This window comes from Bradyrhizobium sp. 613_E4_N2_2 (assembly GCF_052075995.1).
Lineage (GTDB): Bacteria > Pseudomonadota > Alphaproteobacteria > Rhizobiales > Xanthobacteraceae > Bradyrhizobium > Bradyrhizobium barranii.
The window spans coordinates 1,079,845-1,102,664 of sequence record NZ_CP197234.1; the positions used below are offsets into that span (position 1 = coordinate 1,079,845).

At 64.5% G+C, this 22,820-nt stretch carries 26 protein-coding genes; 14 read left to right on the top strand and 12 right to left on the bottom strand.

The annotated features are described in order from the left end of the window. Positions 1 to 31: 31 nt before the first annotated feature. Positions 32 to 2,281 (bottom strand): AMP-binding protein, encoded by a 2,250-nt coding sequence (locus tag AB7290_RS05060; protein WP_441254512.1) that lies wholly within the window; start codon positions 2,279 to 2,281, stop codon positions 32 to 34. Between AB7290_RS05060 and AB7290_RS05065 the strand changes: the two genes are divergently transcribed. Beyond that, entirely contained in the window at positions 2,195 to 3,139 is a 945-nt protein-coding gene (locus tag AB7290_RS05065; protein ID WP_028148873.1) for a helix-turn-helix domain-containing protein, read from the top strand. The two genes, AB7290_RS05060 and AB7290_RS05065, sit on opposite strands and share 87 nt — an antisense overlap. A gap of 45 nt (positions 3,140 to 3,184) precedes the next feature. Here AB7290_RS05065 and AB7290_RS05070 read toward each other — a convergent pair whose 3' ends face one another. Beyond that, positions 3,185 to 4,390 carry an ABC transporter substrate-binding protein gene (locus AB7290_RS05070; protein ID WP_085403529.1) on the bottom strand — a complete coding sequence of 402 codons (1,206 nt, stop codon included), beginning with the start codon at positions 4,388 to 4,390 and terminating at the stop codon, positions 3,185 to 3,187. 166 nt (positions 4,391 to 4,556) lie between these two features. On the opposite strand from AB7290_RS05070, the gene AB7290_RS05075 reads away from it, so the two are divergent. The 3 genes from AB7290_RS05075 to AB7290_RS05085 all read left to right on the top strand — a co-directional run bounded on the left by AB7290_RS05075 (position 4,557) and on the right by AB7290_RS05085 (position 8,030). Next, on the top strand, positions 4,557 to 5,324 hold the full coding sequence (locus AB7290_RS05075) for a FadR/GntR family transcriptional regulator (RefSeq protein ID WP_085403530.1): 768 nt from the start codon (positions 4,557 to 4,559) through the stop codon (positions 5,322 to 5,324). Positions 5,325 to 5,392: 68 nt separating this feature from the next. After that, positions 5,393 to 7,006: an acyl-CoA synthetase gene (locus AB7290_RS05080; RefSeq protein WP_085403531.1), complete on the top strand. Its 1,614-nt coding sequence runs from the start codon at positions 5,393 to 5,395 to the stop codon at positions 7,004 to 7,006. 16 nt (positions 7,007 to 7,022) lie between these two features. Further along, positions 7,023 to 8,030, top strand: a complete 1,008-nt coding sequence (locus tag AB7290_RS05085) for a zinc-dependent alcohol dehydrogenase family protein (RefSeq protein WP_085403532.1) — start codon at positions 7,023 to 7,025, stop codon at positions 8,028 to 8,030. Here the strand turns inward: AB7290_RS05085 and AB7290_RS05090 are convergent. Further along, entirely contained in the window at positions 8,027 to 8,716 is a 690-nt protein-coding gene (locus AB7290_RS05090; protein ID WP_245328533.1) for a helix-turn-helix domain-containing protein, read from the bottom strand. The genes AB7290_RS05085 and AB7290_RS05090 overlap by 4 nt on opposite strands. Here AB7290_RS05090 and AB7290_RS05095 point away from each other — a divergent pair. Then, the gene (locus AB7290_RS05095) at positions 8,715 to 8,855 is read left to right on the top strand and encodes a hypothetical protein (RefSeq protein WP_244623153.1); all 141 of its coding nucleotides are present in this window, start codon (positions 8,715 to 8,717) and stop codon (positions 8,853 to 8,855) included. The genes AB7290_RS05090 and AB7290_RS05095 overlap by 2 nt on opposite strands. A 69-nt stretch (positions 8,856 to 8,924) precedes the next feature. On the opposite strand, the gene AB7290_RS05100 is transcribed toward AB7290_RS05095, so the two are convergent. Then, positions 8,925 to 9,320, bottom strand: coding sequence for a hypothetical protein (locus AB7290_RS05100; RefSeq protein ID WP_441253360.1), 396 nt, complete (start codon positions 9,318 to 9,320; stop codon positions 8,925 to 8,927). Between the two features lie 263 nt (positions 9,321 to 9,583). Between AB7290_RS05100 and AB7290_RS05105 the strand changes: the two genes are divergently transcribed. From AB7290_RS05105 to AB7290_RS05115, 3 genes are all read left to right on the top strand, one after another. Next, on the top strand, positions 9,584 to 10,387 hold the full coding sequence (locus tag AB7290_RS05105) for an MBL fold metallo-hydrolase (RefSeq protein WP_085403580.1): 804 nt from the start codon (positions 9,584 to 9,586) through the stop codon (positions 10,385 to 10,387). Positions 10,388 to 10,543: 156 nt separating this feature from the next. Beyond that, positions 10,544 to 11,563 (top strand): alpha/beta fold hydrolase, encoded by a 1,020-nt coding sequence (locus tag AB7290_RS05110; RefSeq protein WP_085403534.1) that lies wholly within the window; start codon positions 10,544 to 10,546, stop codon positions 11,561 to 11,563. A 15-nt stretch (positions 11,564 to 11,578) separates the two neighbouring features. Further along, positions 11,579 to 12,526 carry a fatty acid desaturase gene (locus tag AB7290_RS05115; RefSeq protein WP_085403581.1) on the top strand — a complete coding sequence of 316 codons (948 nt, stop codon included), beginning with the start codon at positions 11,579 to 11,581 and terminating at the stop codon, positions 12,524 to 12,526. Positions 12,527 to 12,582: 56 nt separating this feature from the next. Here AB7290_RS05115 and AB7290_RS05120 read toward each other — a convergent pair whose 3' ends face one another. Next, on the bottom strand, positions 12,583 to 12,816 hold the full coding sequence (locus AB7290_RS05120; protein ID WP_014498305.1) for a hypothetical protein: 234 nt from the start codon (positions 12,814 to 12,816) through the stop codon (positions 12,583 to 12,585). Between the two features lie 138 nt (positions 12,817 to 12,954). Further along, the gene (locus AB7290_RS05125; RefSeq protein WP_085403535.1) at positions 12,955 to 13,938 is read right to left on the bottom strand and encodes a helix-turn-helix transcriptional regulator; all 984 of its coding nucleotides are present in this window, start codon (positions 13,936 to 13,938) and stop codon (positions 12,955 to 12,957) included. 84 nt (positions 13,939 to 14,022) lie between these two features. On the opposite strand from AB7290_RS05125, the gene AB7290_RS05130 reads away from it, so the two are divergent. Next, entirely contained in the window at positions 14,023 to 14,667 is a 645-nt protein-coding gene (locus tag AB7290_RS05130) for a glutathione S-transferase family protein (RefSeq protein ID WP_085403536.1), read from the top strand. 17 nt (positions 14,668 to 14,684) lie between these two features. After that, positions 14,685 to 15,119 carry a DUF6157 family protein gene (locus AB7290_RS05135; RefSeq protein ID WP_085403537.1) on the top strand — a complete coding sequence of 145 codons (435 nt, stop codon included), beginning with the start codon at positions 14,685 to 14,687 and terminating at the stop codon, positions 15,117 to 15,119. Here AB7290_RS05135 and AB7290_RS05140 read toward each other — a convergent pair whose 3' ends face one another. The 4 genes from AB7290_RS05140 to AB7290_RS05155 form a co-directional block, all read right to left on the bottom strand. Then, entirely contained in the window at positions 15,120 to 15,905 is a 786-nt protein-coding gene (locus tag AB7290_RS05140; RefSeq protein WP_085403538.1) for an enoyl-CoA hydratase/isomerase family protein, read from the bottom strand. Between the two features lie 12 nt (positions 15,906 to 15,917). Continuing rightward, on the bottom strand, positions 15,918 to 17,027 hold the full coding sequence (locus AB7290_RS05145) for a cyclic nucleotide-gated ion channel (protein WP_085403539.1): 1,110 nt from the start codon (positions 17,025 to 17,027) through the stop codon (positions 15,918 to 15,920). Between the two features lie 147 nt (positions 17,028 to 17,174). Next, on the bottom strand, positions 17,175 to 17,393 hold the full coding sequence (locus AB7290_RS05150; protein WP_085403540.1) for a hypothetical protein: 219 nt from the start codon (positions 17,391 to 17,393) through the stop codon (positions 17,175 to 17,177). A 124-nt stretch (positions 17,394 to 17,517) separates the two neighbouring features. Continuing rightward, a complete protein-coding gene (locus AB7290_RS05155; RefSeq protein WP_085403541.1) occupies positions 17,518 to 18,963 on the bottom strand; it encodes a TAXI family TRAP transporter solute-binding subunit in 1,446 nt (481 codons plus the stop codon). A gap of 402 nt (positions 18,964 to 19,365) precedes the next feature. Between AB7290_RS05155 and AB7290_RS05160 the strand changes: the two genes are divergently transcribed. Further along, a complete protein-coding gene (locus AB7290_RS05160; protein WP_038933545.1) occupies positions 19,366 to 19,713 on the top strand; it encodes a DUF3307 domain-containing protein in 348 nt (115 codons plus the stop codon). 378 nt (positions 19,714 to 20,091) lie between these two features. After that, positions 20,092 to 20,505, top strand: coding sequence for a hypothetical protein (locus tag AB7290_RS05165; RefSeq protein ID WP_085403542.1), 414 nt, complete (start codon positions 20,092 to 20,094; stop codon positions 20,503 to 20,505). Here the strand turns inward: AB7290_RS05165 and AB7290_RS05170 are convergent. Both AB7290_RS05170 and AB7290_RS05175 read right to left on the bottom strand, forming a co-directional pair. After that, positions 20,502 to 20,825, bottom strand: coding sequence for a YkgJ family cysteine cluster protein (locus AB7290_RS05170; protein WP_085403543.1), 324 nt, complete (start codon positions 20,823 to 20,825; stop codon positions 20,502 to 20,504). The two genes, AB7290_RS05165 and AB7290_RS05170, sit on opposite strands and share 4 nt — an antisense overlap. A gap of 5 nt (positions 20,826 to 20,830) precedes the next feature. Further along, entirely contained in the window at positions 20,831 to 21,529 is a 699-nt protein-coding gene (locus tag AB7290_RS05175) for a helix-turn-helix transcriptional regulator (protein WP_063980922.1), read from the bottom strand. Positions 21,530 to 21,642: 113 nt separating this feature from the next. Between AB7290_RS05175 and AB7290_RS05180 the strand changes: the two genes are divergently transcribed. Both AB7290_RS05180 and AB7290_RS05185 read left to right on the top strand, forming a co-directional pair. Next, on the top strand, positions 21,643 to 21,915 hold the full coding sequence (locus tag AB7290_RS05180; protein WP_085403544.1) for a hypothetical protein: 273 nt from the start codon (positions 21,643 to 21,645) through the stop codon (positions 21,913 to 21,915). 68 nt (positions 21,916 to 21,983) lie between these two features. Further along, the gene (locus AB7290_RS05185; protein ID WP_085403545.1) at positions 21,984 to 22,712 is read left to right on the top strand and encodes a glutathione S-transferase family protein; all 729 of its coding nucleotides are present in this window, start codon (positions 21,984 to 21,986) and stop codon (positions 22,710 to 22,712) included. Positions 22,713 to 22,820 lie beyond the last annotated feature (108 nt).

Here is a 22,820-nt window from a genome sequence, read left to right on the forward strand (position 1 = left end):
GCCTTTCTTCGACCCGGCTGTTGCGCGACCGTCAGGACGATCGGTTCTCGATGCGATAGGTTTGTGGAAGCGTTGCAAGGCTTTCGACGAGCATCTTTGTTCGATCCAGATCACCGGAATGGACCGAGATGCTGACGACTGTATTGAGCTTCTCGTCTTTCTCGACGAGGATATCTGCCGCGGTGTCGGGGCCGAAGATGCGATCGATCTCGGTCCTGACCTTTTCCCGGACGGCGAGATCGCGAAGCGTGGGCTTGAAGATCTTCCCGACGGCGGTAACCGGAAGAGCTTCGAGCAGGACGACGCGCTTTGGCCTCGCAGGCGGCTCATTGACGTTGTGTTCGAGATGCTCGCGCAATTGCGCCAGATCGATTGTCTGTCCGGGGGAGGGCACCACGAAGAGAACTGGAACCTCTCCCGCGTAGGCGTCGGGCATGCCGACGGCCGAGCTCATCTGGACACCGGGGAAGGCGTTCGCGACGTCCTCGATTGCGGCAGGGTCGATGTTGTGACCGCTTCGTACAATGAGGTCCTTCTCGCGCCCCGTCAGCACGAGGCGTTGATCCGGGGTGAGATAGCCCACGTCGCCGGTGACGATCCAGTGGTCGTCGGTGAGCACGCCCTTATTGTGCTGGGAATCGACGTATCCGGGAAACACTTGCGGTCCGCTGACGAGGACGAGGCCACTGGAGAGCGGCGGGCACTCCTCTCGCAAATCGGCATCAGCCAGAGCGACGATTTTGGTCTTTGCGAACGGCGCCCTGAAGCCGACGCTGCCTTGCACGGGAGTGCCACGGCCGGGATTGAAAGCGATCGCGGCCGCGGTTTCTGTCATCCCGTAGGTCTCGAACAAGGTAATCCCGGTCCGCGCCTGAAACCTGTCGCTGACCGCCTTGGGAGCCACGGCCCCGCCGGTGAGCGCCATGCGAACGGTGCTGACATCGGAGGACCCGATCGGCACCTCGGCAAGAGCGGCAATCGAAGTCGGCACTCCGCTCACGATGGTCGCGCGAAACCGCTCCACGGTGTGCCAATAGTCGCGGATCGCGTCGGGGCTTCTGAGGCTGTACGGTGAGGGGATGATCACATGACCGCCGGCAGCGAGAATCGACAGGCCGAGCGTCATGGTGCCGCCGACGTGAAACAGCGGAAAACCGTTCACGGCGGCATCCAGCTCATCCAGTCCGTGGACCTGCGCAAAGCTCCAGGCCGCATGGATCTGGTTGCCATGTGTCAGCCGAACCAACTTAGGTCGTCCGGTGGTCCCGCCGGTGTGGAAGAGGGCGCAGATCGCATTGCGATCGGTCGAAGGTGCGAAGTCCAGTGTGCCGCGCGCGCTCGCGGCCGTCTCATTGAAGTTTAGAAATCCTCCAGGCAGCGGACCGTTCGCGCCCATCACAAAAATGGTCTTCAGCGACGGGACGCGTTTCGCGACATTGGCCGCCTTGGCCCAGATCGCGGGATCGGCCGCTTCGGCCGGGATCACCAGCACAGTCGCGTTCTGCGCCTCGAGCAGGTCGGCGATTGCGTCTTCGTTCAGGAGATAGTTGATCGAGCTGGCGACGCCCGCGACCTGGGCGCCGAGCAATGCGGGGAACAGCGGCGGCAGGATTGGACAGAGGAACGCGGCGGTCCCGCCGCTCTCGCCGATCCCGTGCGACCGGAACAGATTGGCCGCGCGGATGATCTCCGCAAGCAATTGCCGGTGCGTCAGCGTCGCGTCGCCCGGCTCGCGCGAGCCTTTGGTCAGCACCGTTAGTGCGGGCCGATCGGGATGCAGGTGCGCCGTGGCTTCGAAGAGATCGAGCAGATTGCGGGAAGGGACCAGCGAATCGTAAGGCCGCTGCTCCAACGCCTCGATATCGGCGATGGTTTTGACCGGCTGCGTGAACCGCGTTGTGATTTGCGATGACAAGGCGCTGCTCACGGGCATCGCCATTCGGGCGGCACGGCAAGCTGTGCAGCAGTTGACTGGACCTGACGCAAGCGAACGTTTCCCGCCTATTTTGTGGACTGCTTTTTGTTCTTCATAGGCCACATGCCGGAGCGCGGCTTGCTCCGGAGCGCAAAGCTTTTGCTTCTCCGCGCAAACGGTCTTGCGTGTAGGCGGCGGCCCTCTAGAATCTCGACGCGTGGCCAGCTTGTGCGATGCACAAACGACGTTCATCATGGCGGCGCAACGGATGGGCGGACGATGAACCTGGTGTTTTCGACAGACGATCTGGAGCCGTCCAAACGCTACGCCGCGTGGCAAGGCGCGATCTGCGACGTCTACGTCCATGTCGACGTGAACGCGGAGGAGCGGTCCGACTATCACGGCTTCATCCGCGAGGCGCGGTTCGGCGCCGTGACGATGACCGACGTCCTGCTGTCGGAGCAGCGCATCTCGCGTCGCGAACGGCATATCGCGAAGCTCGACAAGGATTGCTACTACGTCGAATTCGTCCAGCAGGGCCGGGTCAACGTGCTCCAGGCCGGCCAGACCCTGCTGTCGAATCCCGGCGTGAGCGCGATCTTCTCGGCGTCCGAGGCCTATGATCTCGAATGCGTCGGCAAGGTGCGATCGCTCTATCTCGAGATTCCGCGCGCGGAATTCTCGGCGCGCTTCAGCGAGGGGCGGCTGCCGGTCGTCACTACGATGGCCACGAGCCGCGGCCTTGGCCGGATTGCCGCCGAGTTCTGTGCGACGCTCGCCGCGGAGGGCGCGCCGCTCGACGAGACCGCGAGAACGCGATTGGGCGGTGAGCTGATGGACGTGCTGGCGCTCGCGCTCGACATGGGCGAGCGGGACGAATTCTCCGAGGATGCGAGCGCTGCGCAGGCCCGCCTGCGCTCGGTCAAGGCCTGGATCGAGGCGCACCTCACTGATGCGGATCTGTCGCTGGAGAAGATTGCGAAGAGCAATGGCGTCTCGCTCAGGCATCTGCATTATCTCTTTCGGCTGACCGATGTCTCGGTGTCCGAATGGATTCTGGATCGCCGGCTGCAGCGCTGCTACGACGTGCTGACGCGGCCGGAACTGCGGTCGCTGTCGATCACCGAGGTCGCCTATCAGCTGGGCTTCAGCAGTTCGTCCTATTTCAGCACGGTGTTCCGCAGGAAGTTCGGCCACAGCCCGTCTGACCTGCGACGGCGCTAGAGAACCTGCACCGCGCGCGGCGATGCAGGTCCGTCATCGTCAGCGTTACTTCACCAGCGGGCAGCCGCCGTCCTTCAGCGGACGGAAGGCCTGATCGGCGGGCACTTCCGCGAGCAGCTTGTAATAGTCCCACGGGCCCTTGGATTCCTCGGGCTTCTTCACCTGGAACAGGAACATGCTGTGCACCATGCGGCCGTCCTCGCGCAGGATGCCGTTGTCGGTGAAGGCATCCTTCACCGGCAACTCGCGCATCTTGGCCATCACGGTCTTGGTGTCCTTGGTGCCGGCGGCCTGCACGGCCTTGAGGTAGTGCAGCGTAGCGCTGTAGGTCGCGGCCTGGTTCATCGTCGGCATGCGCTTGATGCGCTCCTGGAAACGCTTGCCGAAGGCGCGGGTCTTGTCATTGAGGTCCCAGTAGTAGGCCTCGGTGATGATCAGGCCCTGCGCGAGCTTGAGTCCCAGGCTGTGCACGTCGGAGATGAACATCACGATCGCAGCCAGGTTCTGGCCGCCGGCGACGATGCCGAACTCGCCGGCCTGCTTGATCGCGTTGATGGTGTCGCCGCCGCCATTGGCGAGCCCGATGATCTTGGCCTTGGAGGCCTGGGCCTGAAGCAGGAATGACGAGAAATCGGCCGTGTTGAGCGGATGCTTGACGCTGCCGAGCACCTTGCCGCCGGCTGCCTTTACCACGTCGCCGGTGTCGCGCTCGATCGAATGACCGAACACGTAGTCCGCGGTGAGGAAGAACCAGCTGTCGCCGCCGTTCTTGACGATGGCGCTGCCGACGGTGTGGGCGTTGGAATAGGTGTCGTAGGTCCAGTGCGCGGTGTAGGGCGAGCAGGATTTTCCGGTGATGTCGGAGCTTGCCGCATCGGTCACGATCATCACCTTCTCGTACTGCTTGGACAGCTCCATCACCGCGAGCGCGGTGGCCGAGGTCGGCAGGTCGATGATCATGTCGACGCCCTCGGTCTCCCACCATTTGCGGGCGATGGTAGAGGCGACGTCGGGCTTGTTGAGCACGTCGGCTGCGACCATCTCGATCGGCTTGCCGAACATCTGCCCGCCAAAATCCTCGATCGCCATCTTGGTGGCTTCGACATTCCCCTGGCCGCCGATGTCGGAATAGACCGAGGAGAAGTCGGAGAGCACGCCGATCTTGAGCGGGGTCTGCTGGGCGGAGGCGGGGACGATCAGGGCAGCCGACAGCAAGCCGGCCGCAGACACGAGTGCTGCGATAGGTCTCATGGATACGTTTCCTCTTGTACGGGACTATTCTGTCCCTTTGTCCGACAAAGTTAGAGGGAGGTTCCCCAGGAGTCAATTTGCTGCATCTGCGGCATGAATGACGGCAGTTTGACGCGTCTTCGGGGCGATCCTATAATTTGTCGGACAATCGCCATTGGGGGCTATCGTGCCGATTTCGCCGCTCTTCCGTCCGATCGATGTCGCGCCGGCCTATCAGAAAGTCGCCGACGCCATCGAGCGCGAGATCGTCAATGGGCGTATCAAGCCCGGCGATCCCATCGGCACCGAGCATGATCTGGTGCGCCAGTTCGGCGTCAACCGCTCGACCATTCGCGAAGGCATCCGTGTGCTGGAGGAGGGCGGCTTGATCAGCCGCGATTCCTCGCGCCGTCTGCACGCCTGCCTGCCGCGCTACACCAAGCTCGCAAGCCGCCTGAGCCGCGCACTGGTGCTGCACGAGGTGACGTTCCGCGAGCTCTACGAGGCCTCGATGACGCTGGAGGTGGCGAGCATCGAAGGCGCGGTGGAGCGCGCGACCGAAGAGAACCTCGCCGAGCTCACCAACAATCTCGTGCGCAGCGAGGCCGTGGTCGGCGATCCCGCCACGCTCGCCGAATGCGATGCCGAATTCCACGTGCTGGTCGCCAAGGCCTCGCAGAACCGCGTGCTCCAGCTCGCACGCGAGCCGGCGGCGCAGCTGTTCTATCCGACCACCGAGATGATCGTGACCGGCGTTGCCGAAGGCGGCCCACGCCTCGTCGCCGCGCACCGCCATCTGATCGAGGCGATCCGCCGCCGCGACCGCGAGGCGGGCGTGCTCTGGACGCGCCGGCACTTGCAGGACTGGCGGCGCGGTTTCGAGAAAATCGCCTCGCTCGATCGGTCGGTCGAGCACATGTACATGGAGCACGCCCAGGCGGCCCGGCGCAGATAGGCGCCTGATGAAGACGCAAGATTTCAGTCAAGAAATCCAACAAACAAAGACATCACACGGAGGAGCACATGACCGGCGACATCGCGGCCACCATCTCGAAAGCGCGCGAGCATTCCATCGGCGACCTCTTGCGCCGCTCGGCGGGGCGCGAGCCGAACAAGCTCGCAGTGAGCTGCGGCGATGTGAACTGGACGTTCGCCGAGATGGACGCGATCTGCAACCGGCTCGGCCGCGGTCTGCTCGGGCTCGGCGTCAGCAAGGGCGATCGCGTTGCCGTGCTCTCGCGCAATTCGCATGCGTTTGCGGCGTTGCGCTTCGCGCTGGCGCGGATCGGTGCGGTGCTGGTGCCGATCAATTTCATGCTCAACCCGGATGAGATCAATTTCATCCTGAAAAGCTCCGGCGCGAAGCTGCTTGCGACCGGTCCCGATTTCGTCGAGCCGGCAAAGGCCGCAAGCGCCAGGGATTGCGCGGTCGAAAAGATGATCTGGCTGCCGGGCGAGGATCCGGCCACGGCGCCCGCGGGTCTCACCACTTTCGACGATCTCCTCAGCCCCGACGGGTCGTTCCTGGAGGCCTCGGTCGACAGCCGCGATCTCGCCCAGATCGTCTACACCAGCGGCACCGAATCGCTGCCCAAGGGCGCGATGCTGACCCATGAAGCCGTGATGTGGCAGTACGTGAGCTGCATCATCGACGGCGGCATGAGCGCGGACGACAAGTTCCTGCACGCGCTGCCGCTCTATCATTGCGCCCAGCTCGACGTCTTCCTGGGGCCGCAGATCTATCTCGGCGCCTCCGGCGTGATCACGGGCAAGCCGACCGCCGACAGTATCCTGGCGCTGATCCAGGCGCACAAGATCACGTCCTTCTTCGCGCCGCCGACGATCTGGATCGCGATGCTGCGCTCGCCGAATTTCGACAAGACCGATCTGTCGACGCTTCAGAAGGGCTATTACGGCGCCTCGATCATGCCCGTGGAGGTGCTGCTCGAGCTGCAGCGCCGCCTGCCCAATGTCAAATTCTGGAATTTCTACGGCCAGACCGAGATCGCGCCACTCGCGACCGTACTGCGGCCCGAGGACCAGCTGCGCAAGGCCGGCTCGGCCGGCAAGCCCGTGCTCAATGTCGAGACGCGCGTGGTCAACACGGCGATGGAAGACGTGAAAGTCGGCGAGGTCGGGGAGATCGTGCATCGCTCGCCGCATCTGCTCTCCGGCTATTACAATGACCCCGTGAAGACCGCGGCGGCGTTCTCCGGCGGCTGGTTTCACTCCGGCGATCTCGCCACCGTCGATGCCGAGGGCCACATCACGGTGGTCGACCGCGTCAAGGACATGATCAAGACCGGCGGCGAGAATGTCGCCAGCCGCGAGGTCGAGGAGATGGTCTACCGCATCCCTGCGGTCTCCGAGGTTGCCGTGGTCGGGCTGCCCGATCCGCGCTGGATCGAGGCGGTCACCGCGATCGTCGTGGTCAAGACCGGCGAGACGCTGGATGAGGACGCGGTCATCAAGCACTGCGCCGGCCAGATGGCGCATTTCAAGGTGCCCAAGCGCGTCATCTTCGTCGACAGCCTGCCGAAGAACCCGAGCGGCAAGCTGCTCAAGCGCGAGCTGCGCCAGCGCTTCGTCGGCGGCGAGACGCTCGACAAGGCGATCCAGAAGAATTTTGGGACGTAAGCATGGAGCGGTCGCCATGAAGGTCTGGCAGGTCGCGCGCGACTGGTCGATCGAGGGGATGGAGCTGGCCGATCTGCCCGAGCCCGCGCCTGGTCCGGGCCAGGTCGCGGTGCGGATGAAGGCGGCATCGCTCAACTATCGTGATCTGCTCACGGTGCAGGGCAAGGGCGGCGTCTCACGATTGCCGCTGATCCCGTTCTCGGATGGTGCCGGCGAAGTCATCGCGGTCGGCGACGGCGTTGCCCGCGTCGCGGTTGGCGATCGCGTCTGTCCGATGTTCTTCCAGTCCTGGATCGACGGAAAGGTGTCGGCGACAAGCCGCCGCTATGCGCTCGGCGGTACGCGGCCGGGCGTGTTGCAGGAGGTGATGCTGCTCGATGCCGAGGGCGTCAGCCGCATTCCATCGCACCTTTCATTCCTGGAAGCGGCGACGCTGCCCTGCGCCGGGCTCACGGCGTGGCGCGCGCTGTTCGAGGAGGCCAGGGTGAAACCCGGTGACACTGTGCTGGTGCAGGGCACCGGCGGTGTCTCGATCTTCGCGTTGCAATTCGCAAAGCTCGCCGGCGCGAGCGTGATCGTGACGTCGTCGAGCGACGAGAAGCTCGAACGTGCCAAAACGCTCGGCGCCGACCACACCATCAACTATCGTTCGGTGCCGGAATGGGGCAAGGCGGCGGCCGACTGGACCGGCGGCGGCGTCGACCACGTCGTCGAGGTCGGCGGCAAGGATACCTTTGCGCAGTCGCTCGAGGCTATCAGGGTCGGTGGCAACATTCTGGTGATCGGCGTGCTCACCGGCTTCTCGCAGCAGATCGCGATACCGAGCCTGTTCTCCAAGAACCTGCACGTCATCGGCCTGTCAGTCGGCAGCCGTCGGATGTTCGAGGGGATGACGGCCGCGATAGGCCGTAACGGCATGAAGCCAGTCATCGACCGTGCGTTCGGCTTCGATGCCGTGCCGGACGCGTTGCGGCTGATGCAGCAGGGCGGTCACTTCGGCAAGATCGTGGTTGAGTTTCCTTAGCCCATCTCGCCAGAAAGCTTCCTGACGTCGTCGGGCGTCCGTCCGAAGCGGCGGCGGAATGCGCGGTGGAAGTAGGAAACGTCGTGAAAGCCGGCGAGGTGCGCGATCTCGATGATCTTGCGCGCGCGCAGGTTTGGATTTCGAAGCAACCGCTCGGCGCGCAGTAGCCGCTGCTCCAGCACGAAGCCGCTGTAGGTGATGCCGGCCTGCTCGAACATCAACTGAATCGTGCGCGGGCTGATCCGGTGCGCGGCTGAAAGGACGGTGAGCGACAGCGCGGGGTTGTCGAGCTGGGCCAGGATGTCGGATTTGAGGGTTTCGAGACGCGCCGCCGCAAGGCCGCGCATGCGAGCTTGCTCGGCGACATCGCCACGCGCTCCGATCATCAGCACGGAGAGGTCGAACAAATGCTGCGAGACCGCATCGAGCTCCGCGGGCGCGAGCTTGTCGGCATAAGTGTGCGCGAGGTCATAATATCGCAGGAACATCGACGTGATCGGATTGGCGCCGGGGATCGACTGCGCGATCAGGTCCTCGGCATTCGGGCACGCGCGCAGCAGCGCCTTGCGCGGCAGCAGCGCGGTCTGGAAGTTGCCGTGCGTCGTCTGGGTGATATGGGCGCCCTTGATCGAGGGGTCGCCGATCGTGACGTCGCCGGCGGCGACCTCCAGCGGACGTCGTCCCATGACCCCGCTCAGCGCCGAATTCGGCGACATCGTGATCACCAATTCGTCGTTCGTCCCCAGCGATACGAAGGACATCGGCGTGCCGAACGAGGCCGAGAGTCGGAGGCGCGGAAGGATGGCCGGCGAAATGGTCCGGTGAACACGTCCTTCCCCGATCGGAACGAAATCGACGTCGGCGACCTGGCGGCAAAACTGCTCGCGCCATCTTTCATAGGCCTGGCCATTCGGGTCGCCATCGAATGAGAGTTGAGGCTGGATCATCGATCGGGAAGGGCAGGTTAGTTGGCGATTTACGGCAGGTTGTATCGTCAGGCCGGTGCTCCGCAACCGCAAAAGCGCCGGATTGCGTGATAAGCCACTCGCAATGACGCGCTGTGACCGCGACCTGGTGCCGCAGCCCGGCGTTGCCGAGATGAAAAAGCGCGAGCGCGAGCGCCAGCACGAGCAGCGTCCGGTGCTTGAGCAGCATGGTGAACGCATCCGGCGCGCTGTCGGGGTCATCCTCGTTGCAGCCGCGCGAGGCGCGATCGTCGATCGCCTTTGCGGGGATCATCAGCACGCAGGCGATTGCGATGACGCCGAACGCGGCCGCCAGCACGAACACGGCGACATAGCCGAACTTGTAGCCGAGATAGCCCGACAGAGGCGGGGAGCGGAGCGCGATGCCATCGAGACGTTGAGCGACTGCCGGCGGAGACGGTCTTGCACACGCAGGGCTGACAAGACGGGCTGACATGACCGGCCAACTGGCGCCGGGGCGGACCGGAAAGTAACATGTGCTAGCGGGTTGGTTCCTCCGCACTTGCGATGGGAGGGCCACGGCGTCATCTCGTGGGTGTCCCCTTCTTCTTCTTCTGGATCACGGCCATGCCCCTCTGGACCTGCGAAACCTGCGGCGCCCAATTTCCTGAAAGCGAAAAACCGCCCGCATCCTGTCCGATCTGCGAGGACGAGCGGCAGTTCGTGAACTGGAAGGGCCAAACCTTCCTCACACGCGAAGCGTTGGCGGAACGGCACCGCCTTGCCTGGCGGGATGATCTCGGCCTCAACGGCATCGGGTCCGAGCCGAGCTTCGCCATCGGCCAGCGCGCGCTGTTGGTGCCGCTCGGCGACGGCTGTCTGATGTGGGACTGCGTCCCGCTGGCGACGCCGGAAGCCATCGCGCATGTGCGCTCGCTCGGCGGGCTGAAGGCGATCGCGATCTCGCATCCACACTTCTACGGCGCGTTTGCCGACTGGAGCGAGGCGTTCGGCGGCGTGCCGGTCTATCTGCATGCTGATGACCGCCAGTGGGTGATGCGGCCGCATCCCGCCATCGTGCACTGGACCGGCGATCAGCAGCGCATCTCCGACGATGTGCTGCTGCTGCGCACCGGCGGTCATTTCGCGGGCGCCACCATGCTGCACCATGTGCGCGGTGCGGAGGGCAAGGGCGCGCTGCTCACCGGCGATATCGCGCAGGTGACGATGGACCGGCGCTTCGTCAGCTTCATGTACTCCTATCCGAACTACATGCCGCTCAACGCCGCCGCGGTGCGGCGGATCGCGGCCGCTGTGGAGCCGCTCGCCTTTGACCGCATCTACGGCGCCTGGTGGGGCCGCAACATCGCCTCCGGCGCCAAGGCCGCATTCGCGGCGTCCGTGCAGCGATACATCGCGGCCATCGCCTGACGCGTGACGACCAAACCCCCTTGTTCCGATCTAATAACTGTACTATAAGTACAGATATTAAGCGCGACGCAATGATGCGTTTGCCGGTCCGGCACGAACAATGCATCGTTGTCTCGGCGGGCGCATGCTGCGGCCGCGTGAGCGGGAGTTGGACGCATGACCGGGCAGCGCGACTACGAGATATTTGAGGCCGGCGACGTCACGCTTCAGTCCGGCGCCGTCTTCCCCGCGATGAAGCTCGCCTACAAGACCTACGGCACCCTCAACCCCGCCAGGGACAACGTCATCCTCTACCCGACCTCGTTCAGCGCCCAACACTACGACACGGAATGGCTGATCGGGCCCGATGGCGTGCTCGACCCTACGCGCTACTTCATCATCATCCCGAACCTGTTCGGCAACGGCCTGTCGTCCTCGCCGTCGAATTCCGGCGAGGCGCCATTCCCCCAAATCACCTATCACGACGCCATCGCGATCCAGCACCGGCTGCTGACCGAGCGTTTCAGCATCACAAAACTCGCGCTGGTCTATGGCTGGTCGATGGGCGGCATGCAGACCTATCATTGGGCGGCGCTGCATCCTGACATGGTGGCGCGGGCCGCGGTGGTCTGCGGCAGTGCGCGCTGCGCGCCATATAATTACGTCTTCCTCGAAAGCGTGAAGGCTGCGCTGACCGGTGATCCCGCCTTCCGCGACGGCCGCTTCGTCGAGAAGCCCGTTGCCGGCTATCGCGCCATGGGACGCGTCTATGCCGGGTGGGCGATGTCGCACGGCTTCTATCGTGACGAGCTCTGGCGCGAGGCGGGCTTCACCTCGCTCGAGGACTATCTGGTTCGGAACTGGGACGCGACCTTTGCCCGGCGTGATGCCAACGATCTCCTCGCGCAGGCCGGGATCTGGCAGCGCGGTGACATCAGTCGTTGCGCTTCATTCGATGGCGACCTCGATCGGGCGCTGGCCGCGATCAAGGCGCATATGCTGCTGATGCCGGGTGCGACCGACCGCTATTTCGACGTCCGCGACAATGAGGACGAACTCGGCAGGCTGGTCAACGCAAAATCGGCGGTGCTGCATCCGATCCCGTCGCTGCACGGCCATCGCGCCGGCAACCCCGTCAACAATCCGCGCGATCAGGCCTTCCTCAAGGCCGAGGTCGCAGAGCTTCTCAGCAAGTAGGGCGAGCCTTCGATGATGACTGACGCGACCGTTTCAGAGCCCGGCCATCGTCTGAAGCCGCTGAGCCCGGCCATGCTGCGCGAATTGTCGGTGCGCTCCAATCTCAGGGGGGCCGCGAAAAGTCTCAGCCATTACGGCCTGGTCGTGCTGGTCGGCACGCTGGTCTGGAAGGTCTCTTCAGCCTGGGGCGTGTTGTGGGCGCTCCCGCTGATGGCGGTGCAGGGCTATTTCGTCGCCTTCCTGTTCATGGCGCTGCACGAGACCGCGCACAAGACCGCGTTCAGGAGCCGTGGCCTCAACCTTGCGGTCGGCTATCCCTCGGCCCTCATCATCGGACAACCTTACGAATATTACTGCCTGTTTCACTGGGACCATCACCGCTACACCCAGGATCCGGACAAGGACCCGGAGCTGATCGTCGGCGTGAAGCCGAAATCCGACACGCAGCTCGCGCTCGCCTATAGCGGCCTGCTTCAGGTCGCCGGCCGCCTCCGGTTGATGCTCGGCCACGCCGTCACGGGCAAGGTCACCGTGCCCTGGATTCCCGAAAACAAGCGCGCCGTCATCGTGCGCGAGGCGCGCGCCTATGCTGGGCTCTATGCGCTTCTGCTCGCACTCTCGCTGTGGTTTTCCTCAGCGTTGCTGCTCTGGGTCTGGATCGTCCCGCTGATGATCGGGCAGTTCTTCCTGCGGCCCTATCTCTATGCCGAGCACACCGGCTGCGACCGCACCCGCAGCGCCTTCCAGAACACCCGCACCACCTATACCGGCGCGATCGTCAAATGGTTCGCGTGGAATATGCCCTACCACGTCGAGCACCACGCCTATCCCTCGATCCCGTTTCACGCGCTGCCGAAGCTGAACGAGATCGTCGACGACGAGATCGTTCATCGCGGCCGCGGCTATATCAGGACGACGCGGGAGACCTGGGCCTGGTTTCGCCGGCATCGGCAGATTGGTTAACCCAATGCAAAACTCCGGCCGCAGTGCGACCGGAGCTTTGTCGAGGGCATCAGATATCAGTAGATCCCGTAGGCGCAGACATTCACGACGCGGACGCGCAGGCCATGGCGGGTCCTGACGACGCGCTCCTGGTAGCAATTGCTGACGCCGGTGTTGACGTAGACGCCGCCAAAGCCCCAGCCGGGACCCCAGTGATGATGGAAGCCGTGGGCCGAAGCCGCGGTGGGCGCGAGAGCGGCAGCACCGAGCGAACCAGCAGCGATCAGACCAAGAGCAAGCTTACGAAACATTTTCATTCTCCAGTGTGGCGCTAAGGCCGTTGTTGTGTCCCTGCTTCTCCGTCGGGCTGAGACGCGAACGCGTTCAGGGCGCGAGGCAGGAATCGTGTTTCAGGAATGTTTCGTGAGCTTCGGTGAAATGCGCCGCTGTCAGGCTTTTCGCGCCGCTGCGCGATAGCGCGCAGCCATCGCCTGCGTCATCTCCGCCATCTTCTCGCGGAGATCGGCGGGCTCCAGCACTTCGGCTTCGGACCCCAGCCGCAACAATTCGGATGCCGCGTGCCATGACGTCTTGCCGGTCGGAACGCGCGCGATGCGCCAGCCGTCCGCATCCGCGCTCTCTTCAAGCTGGGTGCGCGCCTTGACGTAAGGCTGGCTCAGCGCGTCGAGCAGTTTGACGCCGAACGGCGACAGCCGCACGATCGCGACATTGGGATGCATCTCGGCTTCGAGGCGAAGCGTCGCGGCCTGCCAATAGCCGGCGAGATCGAACGCGGCGGGACGATCGAAGCGATCGTCGAGCGCGGTACAGTCCAGCACGCGCGCGATGCGATAGGTGCGCGTGCTGCCGTCGACGTGACCGGCGAGATACCAGCTGCCGCCCTTCAGCACGAGCCCGAGCGGTGCAACGCGGCGCTGCTTCTCCGCGCGCCAGCTCTGGTAGCGGATCTTGATCAACGTCCCGCGCAGAGCCGCGCCGGCAATGGTGCGCAGATGTTTGGGTTCTTCCGTCTCACCGAACCAGCCGGGTGCGTCCAGGTGAAAACGCTCCTGCATCCGCCCGGCGTCTTCGCGAAGATTGGCAGGCAAGGCCGCCATCAGCTTGTTCTGCGCGGCGATCATCGCTGCGTCCAGCCCGAGCGCCGCGGCCGGTCCCGGCAGTCCCGCAAGGAACAGGGCCTCCGCCTCGTTCTGCGACAGGCCGTTCAAACGCACGCGATAACCGTCGAGCAGGCGATAGCCGCCCTCCGCGCCGCGGTCGGCGTAAACGGGGACGCCGGACGCCGCGAGCGCGTCGATGTCGCGATAGATCGTGCGCACCGAGACCTCGCAGGCTTCCGCAAGCTCGGGCGCAGTGACCTGCCCCCTGGCCTGCAGGGTGGTGAGGATCGACAGCATTCTGCTCGCGCGCATGATCCCTTAAACCATACCTGACACAGGATGTCAGGTATGGTCCGCTACAAGCGCCATCGCCAGCCGGCCAGATGGAGCCCTGTTATGACCGATCAGAACCGCATCACCCTGTATTATTCGCCGCAAAGCCGCGCCACCGGCACGCGGGTGCTGCTGGAGGAGCTGGGCGCGCCCTACGATCTCCACGTCCTCAACATGAAGGCCGGCGAGCAGCGCAAGCCCGCCTATCTCGCCCTCAATCCGCTCGGCAAGGTGCCGGCGGTCCGCCACGGCGAGGCGCTGGTGACCGAGCAGGTCGCGATCACCATCTATCTCGCCGATCTGTTTCCGCAGGCGGGGCTGACGCCCGCGCTGAACGATCCGCTGCGCGGTCCCTACCTGCGCTGGATCGCCTATTACGGCGCATCGTTCGAGCCGGCCCTGATCGACAAGTTCATGCAGCGCGAGCCGGCACCGATCATGCAGTCACCCTATGCCGATTACGACACCATGCTGGGCGCGATCGAGGCGCAATTGTCAAAGGGGCCGTATCTGCTCGGCGAGCGCATGACGGCGGCGGATGTGTTGTGGGGCGTCGCGTTCAGCTGGACCATGATGTTTGGCATCGTGCCGAAAAAAGATGTATTCGTTCGCTATGCCGAACGCATGACCTCGCGGCCTGCGTTCCAGCGGATCAATGCCGCCGACGATGAGATGGCGGCGCAGCACGCCGCGGCTGCTGGTGGTTGAATGATCCAGGGTTGCAGATGACAAAGTCGATCCACACGACCAACTGCTTCAACACCTTCATCCGGGTCGCTGAAGACTGTCCCGCGCATACTGGCGAGGAGCCGTCGCTGCGCGCGGGAAAGCCGACGGTGGCATGCCTGCAATACGAGATGATCGCCAAGGCGCCCTACAAGCACACGTCCGACGACGTGATCTTCGCGACGTCTGCGCCGGGACGCGAGCTCGATGCGAAGGCTCCGAAGACGGAGAGGCATGCGGCCCGTGAAGCGTTCTTCTCCCGGGGGCAGGCGTGCATGAGGGCGTCGAGCCTGGGCAAGCGCTTCGGCTGGGGCGTTCATGCCGACAATGAGGGCCGGATCGCGATTTACGCCGTCGACAGCAAGCGCTACCAGGCGCTCGTCCGCGATCCCAAGCTCACGCAGGTGCGCGCGATGCGGTCGCAGCGGGCGTGATCAGAATTTTGGCGGCCGTTTTTCCGCGAACGCCTTGATACCCTCCTTGATCTCGTCGCCGCGCATGCTGTCGCGGTGGCGCTGATCGGCGGCCGCTTCGTCCAATTCGCCGCGGGCGAATTCGTTGATGGCGCGCTTCATGCCGGCCATTGCCTGCGGCGCGTTGCCGGCGAGAACCGTGGCGAGCTTGTCGACCTCCTCGTCCAGGAATTCCACCGGCACCATGGCGGTGAGATAGCCGATCCGCAGCATCTCCGGCGCGCTGATCTTCTGCGCGGTGAGGAACAGCTTTTTCGCATTGTCGACGCCGAGCCGCGTCACGTAACGCTTGATGCCGTTTCTGTAGTAATGCAGCCCGAGCCGTGCCGCCGGCATGAACATCTCGGCGGTGTCAACGCCGATGCGGAAATCGCAGGCGAGCGCGAGGTCGGTCGAGCCGCCATAGACGCCGCCATTGAGCCGGCAGATCGTCGGCACGCCGAGATCCTCCAGCCGGTTGACGACGACCTCGAACGCCGAGCCCGCGCTCTGCTGCTCGTTGGCGCTGACCGCGCGCTCGGCAACCGAGTTGAGGTCATAGCCCGCCGAGAAGGCCCGCCCCGTGCCGGTCAGCACCAGCACGCGGATATCAGGATCGGCCTCGATCCGGTCGAAAAGCCTGACCAGCTCGCCGAGATCCTCGGCCTGGAGCCGGTTGAGATGTTTGGGCCGGTTGAGGCGGATGGTGGCGCGTGCGCCGTTGCGTTCGAGCACGGGGCCTGAGGCTGCGTCGGCTGTGTCCGACATTCTTGTCTCCATTTATTTGTTTTCGAGTGTGCGGCGCTTGGCTTCCGCATCGATGGTCTCGGCGAGATCGGGATGCCGCGCCATCAGCACGCGGAAATCGACGAGGTCGAGCACCAGCAGCCGCGACACCTTCGTGGTCGAGACATTGGCGCCGCGCTTGTTGTTGCCGAGCAGCGCCATCTCGCCGAAGAACGCGCCCTCGCCGAGCTGGACCTTCTTGCCGGGCAGGTCGACCTCGACCTCGCCGGCGGCGATGAAATACATGCAGTCGCCCTGCGTGCCCTTGCGGATGATCATGGTGCGCGCCGGCAGCTCCATGGTGCGCAGCATGTGGGTGACGTCGGCGATGGCGGCAGGGCCGAGCGCTGCGAAGAACGGCACCTTGCTGACGGATTCCCAGGTCTTGAGGAAGTTGTCGCGGCGGGTCTCGGCGGCAAAGCCGGTCGCCAGGATACCGGTCCACAGTCCGAACACGCCGAGGCCGGAGATCATCACCATCGCCGCCACGATGCGCCCGAGCGGCGTCACCGGCACGACGTCGCCATAGCCCGTCGTCGTCAGCGTGACGACAGCCCACCACAGCGCGGCGGGGACGCTGCCGAAAGTCTGCGGCTGCACGTCCCGCTCCAGGAAATATTCGGCGACGGAAGCGAGGAACACCACCATCAGGAAGATCACGAGCACGCTGACCAGCGGCCCCGATTCCAGCACCAGCACCCGGCGCAGCTGCCGCAGGCCCGGAATGCCCGGCACCACCTTCAATACCCAGAGCACGCTGAGCAGCCACGCCGTCTTCGGCTCGATGCCGATCAGGAGCGCGACCGGCACGGCCAGCGCGCCCAGAGCATCGACCACTCCGGCCGAGGAGGTCATGTAGAGCGACAGGCGCCCCGTTTGTGCCATGTGGCGCAGCCGGACCACCCATTCGAACACGAAATAGACGAGGCAGGCCCATAGCAGGGCGTCGACCCAGCGGTGCACCGTCTCGTAGGCCGGGTTGACCGTCAGCAGCACCATGCTGAGCACGCCGAGGCCGACCGCCACATAGGCCGCCTTGGTCATGTTGCGGCCGGCCGTGGCGGCCACGAACTGGGCCAGTGCGGGGATCAGCGGCTTGGACATGCGGGAAGGCGGGCTCGGTCGTGTCTCTTGCGGTCCCGGCTGGGACGCCACCGCCAAAGTGCCCGCCCGGGCAGGAGCCGTCAACGACGGGCAGGGGACTGCCCGCAGGTGTGCGGTGAGCCCGGTGCCGTGGTGGATCAGGGGGCGCTACCTGAAATGCGGCGGCTCGTCGTAGCCACGGCGGCTGCTGAAAAAAAGCAGCATCATCAGGCCGATGCCGACGACGATGGCGAAACCCGCTCCCAGCGCCAACGCCACATAGCCTTCCGTCGGGATCGGCTGGCCCTCGATCGCCATGGCGGAATAGGCGAAATATCCAGCCGCCACCAGCATGCCCAGAAGGATGATGACGAGGAGTGTACGCATGGCGCGTGCTCCGGTTGTATCCGGGAGCAAACGGTTGCGGACGGGGGACGGTTCCCGGATTCTGCCCGGGGATTCGCGGGAAATGCCGGCAAGACGCCGCTGCGAAAGCCGTCAAATCGATAGGTCAGGCACTCTGAGCTGTCTTCACCACGACGATCTTGCTCTCGTCCTGCTGGGGAGGGGCCGTATCCTGGGCGACCTTGTCGGCCTCGCCGCAGTGGCGTTTGAGATAGTCGCGGCGCATGCCGATCTCGTCGCGGACGAACTCGTAGCCGAGCTTGAAGGTGTCGAGCCCGTCGGTACTGATCGTGCCGTCCCTGAGACCTATGACCGCGCCGCGCAGAATGCCCTCCAGCTCGTCCTGGAGACATTCGAGCTGGTCCAGCGAATGGGCGTGCTCGATGCGTTCGCCGATGTCGAGGACGGCGGTGGAAAGCTCGCCAGCCTTCTCCGGCGCGATCCGGGTGATCTTGGCGTAGATCGCGGCGAAGATCGAGCCGATCACGCTGAGCGCGGCGGCGCCCAGATACATCAGGTCGCTGTACTTATCCATGAACGACTTGGTGTCGTCGTTGATGTAGTCGGCCGCCCCCTGATGCGCCATCACGTAGGCATCCTTCTCGACGGAGGCCGGCTCGATTCGGCTGGCGAAGCCGTTGTCGAGCCCGAGCGCGGACTTGTTCTCATAGACGACGCGCGCGAGCTCGCCCGCCGTGCTCGCCGACATCCTGGATTGCGCGACCAGCAGCCATTCGAGCCCGATCGTGTCGAGGTCGTCGTCGGGGATTTCCGGCGATGCGGACAGCGTGCCCGCAGTCAGCGTTTCGCTGGAAATGCCGGGAATCTTGCGCGCCAGCGCCTTGGCCTCGTCGATCGCGTTCAGCGTGAAGCCGCCGCGCTTGGCGACCTGCTCATAGGCCTTGTCCCGCACCGCCCTGGAGGCATGGACGATGGCGATCACCGCGCCAAAGCCGCTCGCCGGCGCAAACAGCTTGTCGAGCGTTGCACCCTGCGGCGCCATCTGGATCCTGGCAGCATCCGGACCATCGGGGATGTCGAGGATGCTGCGGACGAAGGCGAGCGAGGATTCGTTCTCGGCGAGGACCGCAACTTTCTTCTTCTTCAACTCGGCGAGCGACTTGATCTTCTTGTTGCCGGGACCGAGCAGGAGCACCAGATCGTGCTCGAGGATCGCGAGCGTGCGCGCCCGCAGCGGCACCTTGGCGTCGGTGCGAAGGACGGCGAGGTCGGCCTGCTTGCGGTCGAACTGTGCGAGCGCCTTGGCATTGTCTGCGTTGTTGACGATCTTGATCCGGAAGCGCGAGGCGTTGTTCTTCAGCAGCGTGGCGAGCTTGGCGGCGAACAGCGCCTCGTCGCTGTTGGGGGTGCCGACGGCAAAGGTCAGCGTCTCCGAATTGTGCAGCATGGCGCGGCCGCCCCAGACGGTGGCGAGCGACAGCAGCAGGGTCAGCACGACGTAGAGGAGGACTTGCTGCTGATTGGTCTTGATCACCTTGGGGCGCCGCGGCGGCGGTTCGGTCGGTGGCGAGGTCGGGCCTTCAGTACTCATGTCAGCACTCCGGCCTTATTCCTGAGTGGCGGGCGGCTCGCGGATGCGATCGCGGCGGGCGCCCTGCAATTCCTAAACGTTTGAAAAAAGAACGATATTCTCTGCCGACAATGATAGCGCGCCGGTACCGGAATGCAAAATTCGAGCCGGAGGTAACCTTACTCGATCTGGCCGCGGCGATTGGTCATCCTATCACCAGTTAGCCACAGTTGGCGATTTTCCAGTTCCCCCCGGCTGCATTCCGTCGCGGGAGATGTCATAAATCACACGTCCCGGCGATTTGACCGGTCCAAAAAGAAGTTGCGCTAACGCTCCGATCTTTCTTGTCACGTCAATGAGGGCGTCAGCTTGTCGTTTCCACCCATGTCATCGGCGGTTCCGGTCGAAGCGCTCATTGGCTGGATGTTGCTGCTCACCTTCAAGCACATCATCGCCGATTTCGTGCTCCAGACCGCCTGGATGGCGCACGGCAAGGACCAGAAGCACGGCTGGGCTTTGCCGCTTCTGGTGCATTGCCTGATTCACCTCGCGGTTGCGCTGCCGCTGATCCTGTTGGTGGCGCCGCGATTCTGGTTCGTCGCGTTCATCGACTTCGCGATCCACATCACCATCGACCGCGCCAAGGGGTTCGTCTCCGCCAATTTCGGTGTCGACCTGGCGCATCCCTGGTTCTGGACCCTGATCGGCGTCGACCAGGCCCTGCATCATTTGACCGGCTTCGGCCTTTCCATCTTCATGGCGGCGAACTGAGGCCGGCGGGCCTGCGGATAGTCGTCGATCGGCACTCACAAGAGGTCGTCATGCCCGGGCTTGTCCCGCCTGCGCGGCCGAAGCCGCTTCGGCGCCGCGAAGGCCGGGCATCCACGTTCTTCGTGCCGCGTGGCCAGCCGTGGATGGCCAGGACAAAGGCGAGCGGAAGCGACGCCGTCCTTCGGACGGCTATGCCCGGCCATGACGCCGTGGAGGCATTGGCGTCCCGACTTATCGGCTCAGATGTGGTGGCCCGACCCCCATTCGGGCGCCTCCGATTCGCGACCAGGGCGCAAGGACCCCGGGTGACTACCGGGCGGCGTGGTTAACCTTTCATTAGAGAATTGCGCTGCATCTTCGGCAACGAGGAGAACCGCAATGTTTTCAAGCCGCGACGCATATGAAAGCGATTTCTGCCCGGTCCGCGACGAGCTCCTTGGTGAGATGTATCGCGCCAGCGAGAGTGGCCTGCCGAGGCTGGTTGAGAGTGTTTCCCCTGACGCGCGCGCCAGGCTGGCGCTGTTCTGCTATCGCCGCAGCCATCTGCACTCGCTGGCGGTCGCGATCGCAGCCAGCTGCAACGAGCGTGACCTGATCGACAACGGCGGCCGCGTCGGCTCGACGCTCTACGCGCTGTCGCGCGAAAGCACGGTCAAATCGTCGCCGTCGCTGTCGGGGGGCCGCAAGCCGATCACGCTGTCGACCAAGCCGCTCTCGGTGCTTGCACCGCTTGAGGACGGGTTCGACGACGAGGTCAGCGAAGCCGTTCCAGCTGCAGCCGTTCCAGCCTAAGCGACCTCGATTGCCGGCAGTCCGAATTTCCGCCGTGCCATCGCGCATTCGGCGTCTCCCGGCATGCAGGTGCGGCACACCTCCGGCCGCACCTCGTAAATGCCGCAGGCCGTCTGCTTTCCGATCTCCCCCCGCAACGCCGAACAGCGATCGCCCTCGCAGCGCATGCCGGATTGGCGCGCGTTGACGAGCGTTTCGGGAATTGCGGCAAGCTCCTCGTCGCTCTCGATCGAGAAGCGCGGCCAGTTCTCCGAATAGCCACAGCAGGCGCCGCAGCTCTGGCACCAGCTCGACAGGTCGACGGGGGAGATCTCTTCCATCGCGCTCACGTGTCCTTTGGCGGGCCCCAGACCAGGCTCTGCCGCCATCTTGCGCGCAGCACGTCGCGCCGCTCCGGATATTTATCGTCGAGATAGTTCGCATCCACGACGCGGTCGGTGCGGAAGCTGCGGAAGTCGCCGCGCAGCTCGCACCAGGCCGCAAGCAGGCGCACGGCTTCGAGATAGCCGACCGAGATCGGCCAGATCATGCGCTCGCTGGGGCGGCCCTGCTCGTCGCGGTAGCGCAGCATGATCTTCCTGCCTTCGTGGATCTGGGTGCGCGTGCGCGCCATGTCGAGGCGATCCGGCTCCCTGTTCCAGCTCGGCCGCGCGCGGCTTGCCGGCTCCAGCACGAAGGGACGCAAGCGCTCAGGCACGGTGTCGGCGATCTTGGCCATCAAATCTTCGGCCGCGCGTGCCAGCGCGGAATCGGCATGGCCCGCGACCCATTGCGCGCCCAGCACCGCCGCCTCGATCTCGTCGGGTGTCAGCATCAAGGGCGGCAGGTCGAAACCCTTCTCGAGGATATAGCCCATCCCGGCTTCGCCGCGGATCGGCACGCGCTGGCCGATCAAGGTTGCGATGTCGCGATAGATGGTGCGCTTCGAGGTCTCGAGCTCGGCCGCGATCGCGTCCGCGGTCAGCGGCTTACGCGTGCGCCTCAGCACCTGGATGATCTGAAACAGCCGGTCGGCGCGTCTCATGGCAATTCTCTTATCGGGGGACGGATCAGAAAATGGCGCGCTGCTGCTGACAGGATGTTGGCAGCAGGGGGTGTCTATACCGGGACAACACATCGACTGAAGAGGATTTGTCCATGATCATTCCAACCCATTTTGGCCCGGCGATTCCGATGTTGCGGGCACAGGTCTGGTCCGCCTGGGCGCTCAGCCGTCTCGTTTCGCTCGATCTCATGGCCGTCGACCTCCGATTTGCTCTCGCAAGCGTGATGGCACGCTTGCTGACCCAGGCTGCGGACGCGCTGGCCCGCCATGTCGTTCGTAGTGTCATGGCCCGCGCCTGGCGGGGGGCCCGTTTCGCAGAAGATATCACGGCTGCTGCCACCATGGTGGCAGCAGCCGGTCACTAGGTTCCCTCAAAGTTTCGCAAGTCCAAATTTCGCAAGCCCAAATTTCGCAGGTCCAGGAGAGAGTTCGCATGATCACGCTTTATGGCTTTGGCGCCGGCTTCGGCCTGCCGGAAATCAGCCCCTTCGTCACCAAGACCGAGGTGCAGCTCAAGATGGCGGGACTGCCCTACCGGAAGGAGCGGGCGATGCCGCCGGCCTCGCCCAAGGGGCAGCTGCCGTTCATCGACGATGGCGGCGAGGCGGTGGCCGATTCCACCTTCATTCGCGCCCATATCGAGCGCCGCTATGGCTTCGATTTCGACGCCGGGCTGTCGCTGGCCGAGCGGGCGCAGGCCTGGGCGTTCGAGCGGATGATCGAGCATCACGTCTACTGGGCGCTGGTCGGGGCGCGCTGGGTCGATCCGGTCAACTTCGCCAAGGGGCCCGCGCATTTCTTCGACGGCGCGCCGGAGCACAATCGCGAAAAGTTGCGCGAGGATGCGCAATTCCGTGTCGCCGAGAACTATCTGCTCTCGGGCCTCGGCCGCCACGCGCCCGATGACGATGTCGATCTCGCGGTACGTTCGCTGTTCGCGCTCTCGGTCCAGCTCGGCGACAAGGCCTACCTGATGGGCAACAAGCCCGGCGGTGTCGATGCCACCGCCTTCGGCGCGCTCGCCGGAATTTTGACGCCCTTCTTCGAATCCGGCCTGCGTCAGCGCGCCGAGGGATTTGCAAACCTCACCGCCTATGTCGACCGCATGATGGACGATTATTATCCGGAGTTCGCCTGGACCCCGCTGCGGCAGGCGGCTTAGCGCTCACAAGACCGTAGTTCTCGAGGCGCTGAACTCTCCACACCGTCATGGCCGGGCTTGTCCCGGCCATCCACGCCTTGCGGTACGGTGCAAAGAACGTGGATGCCC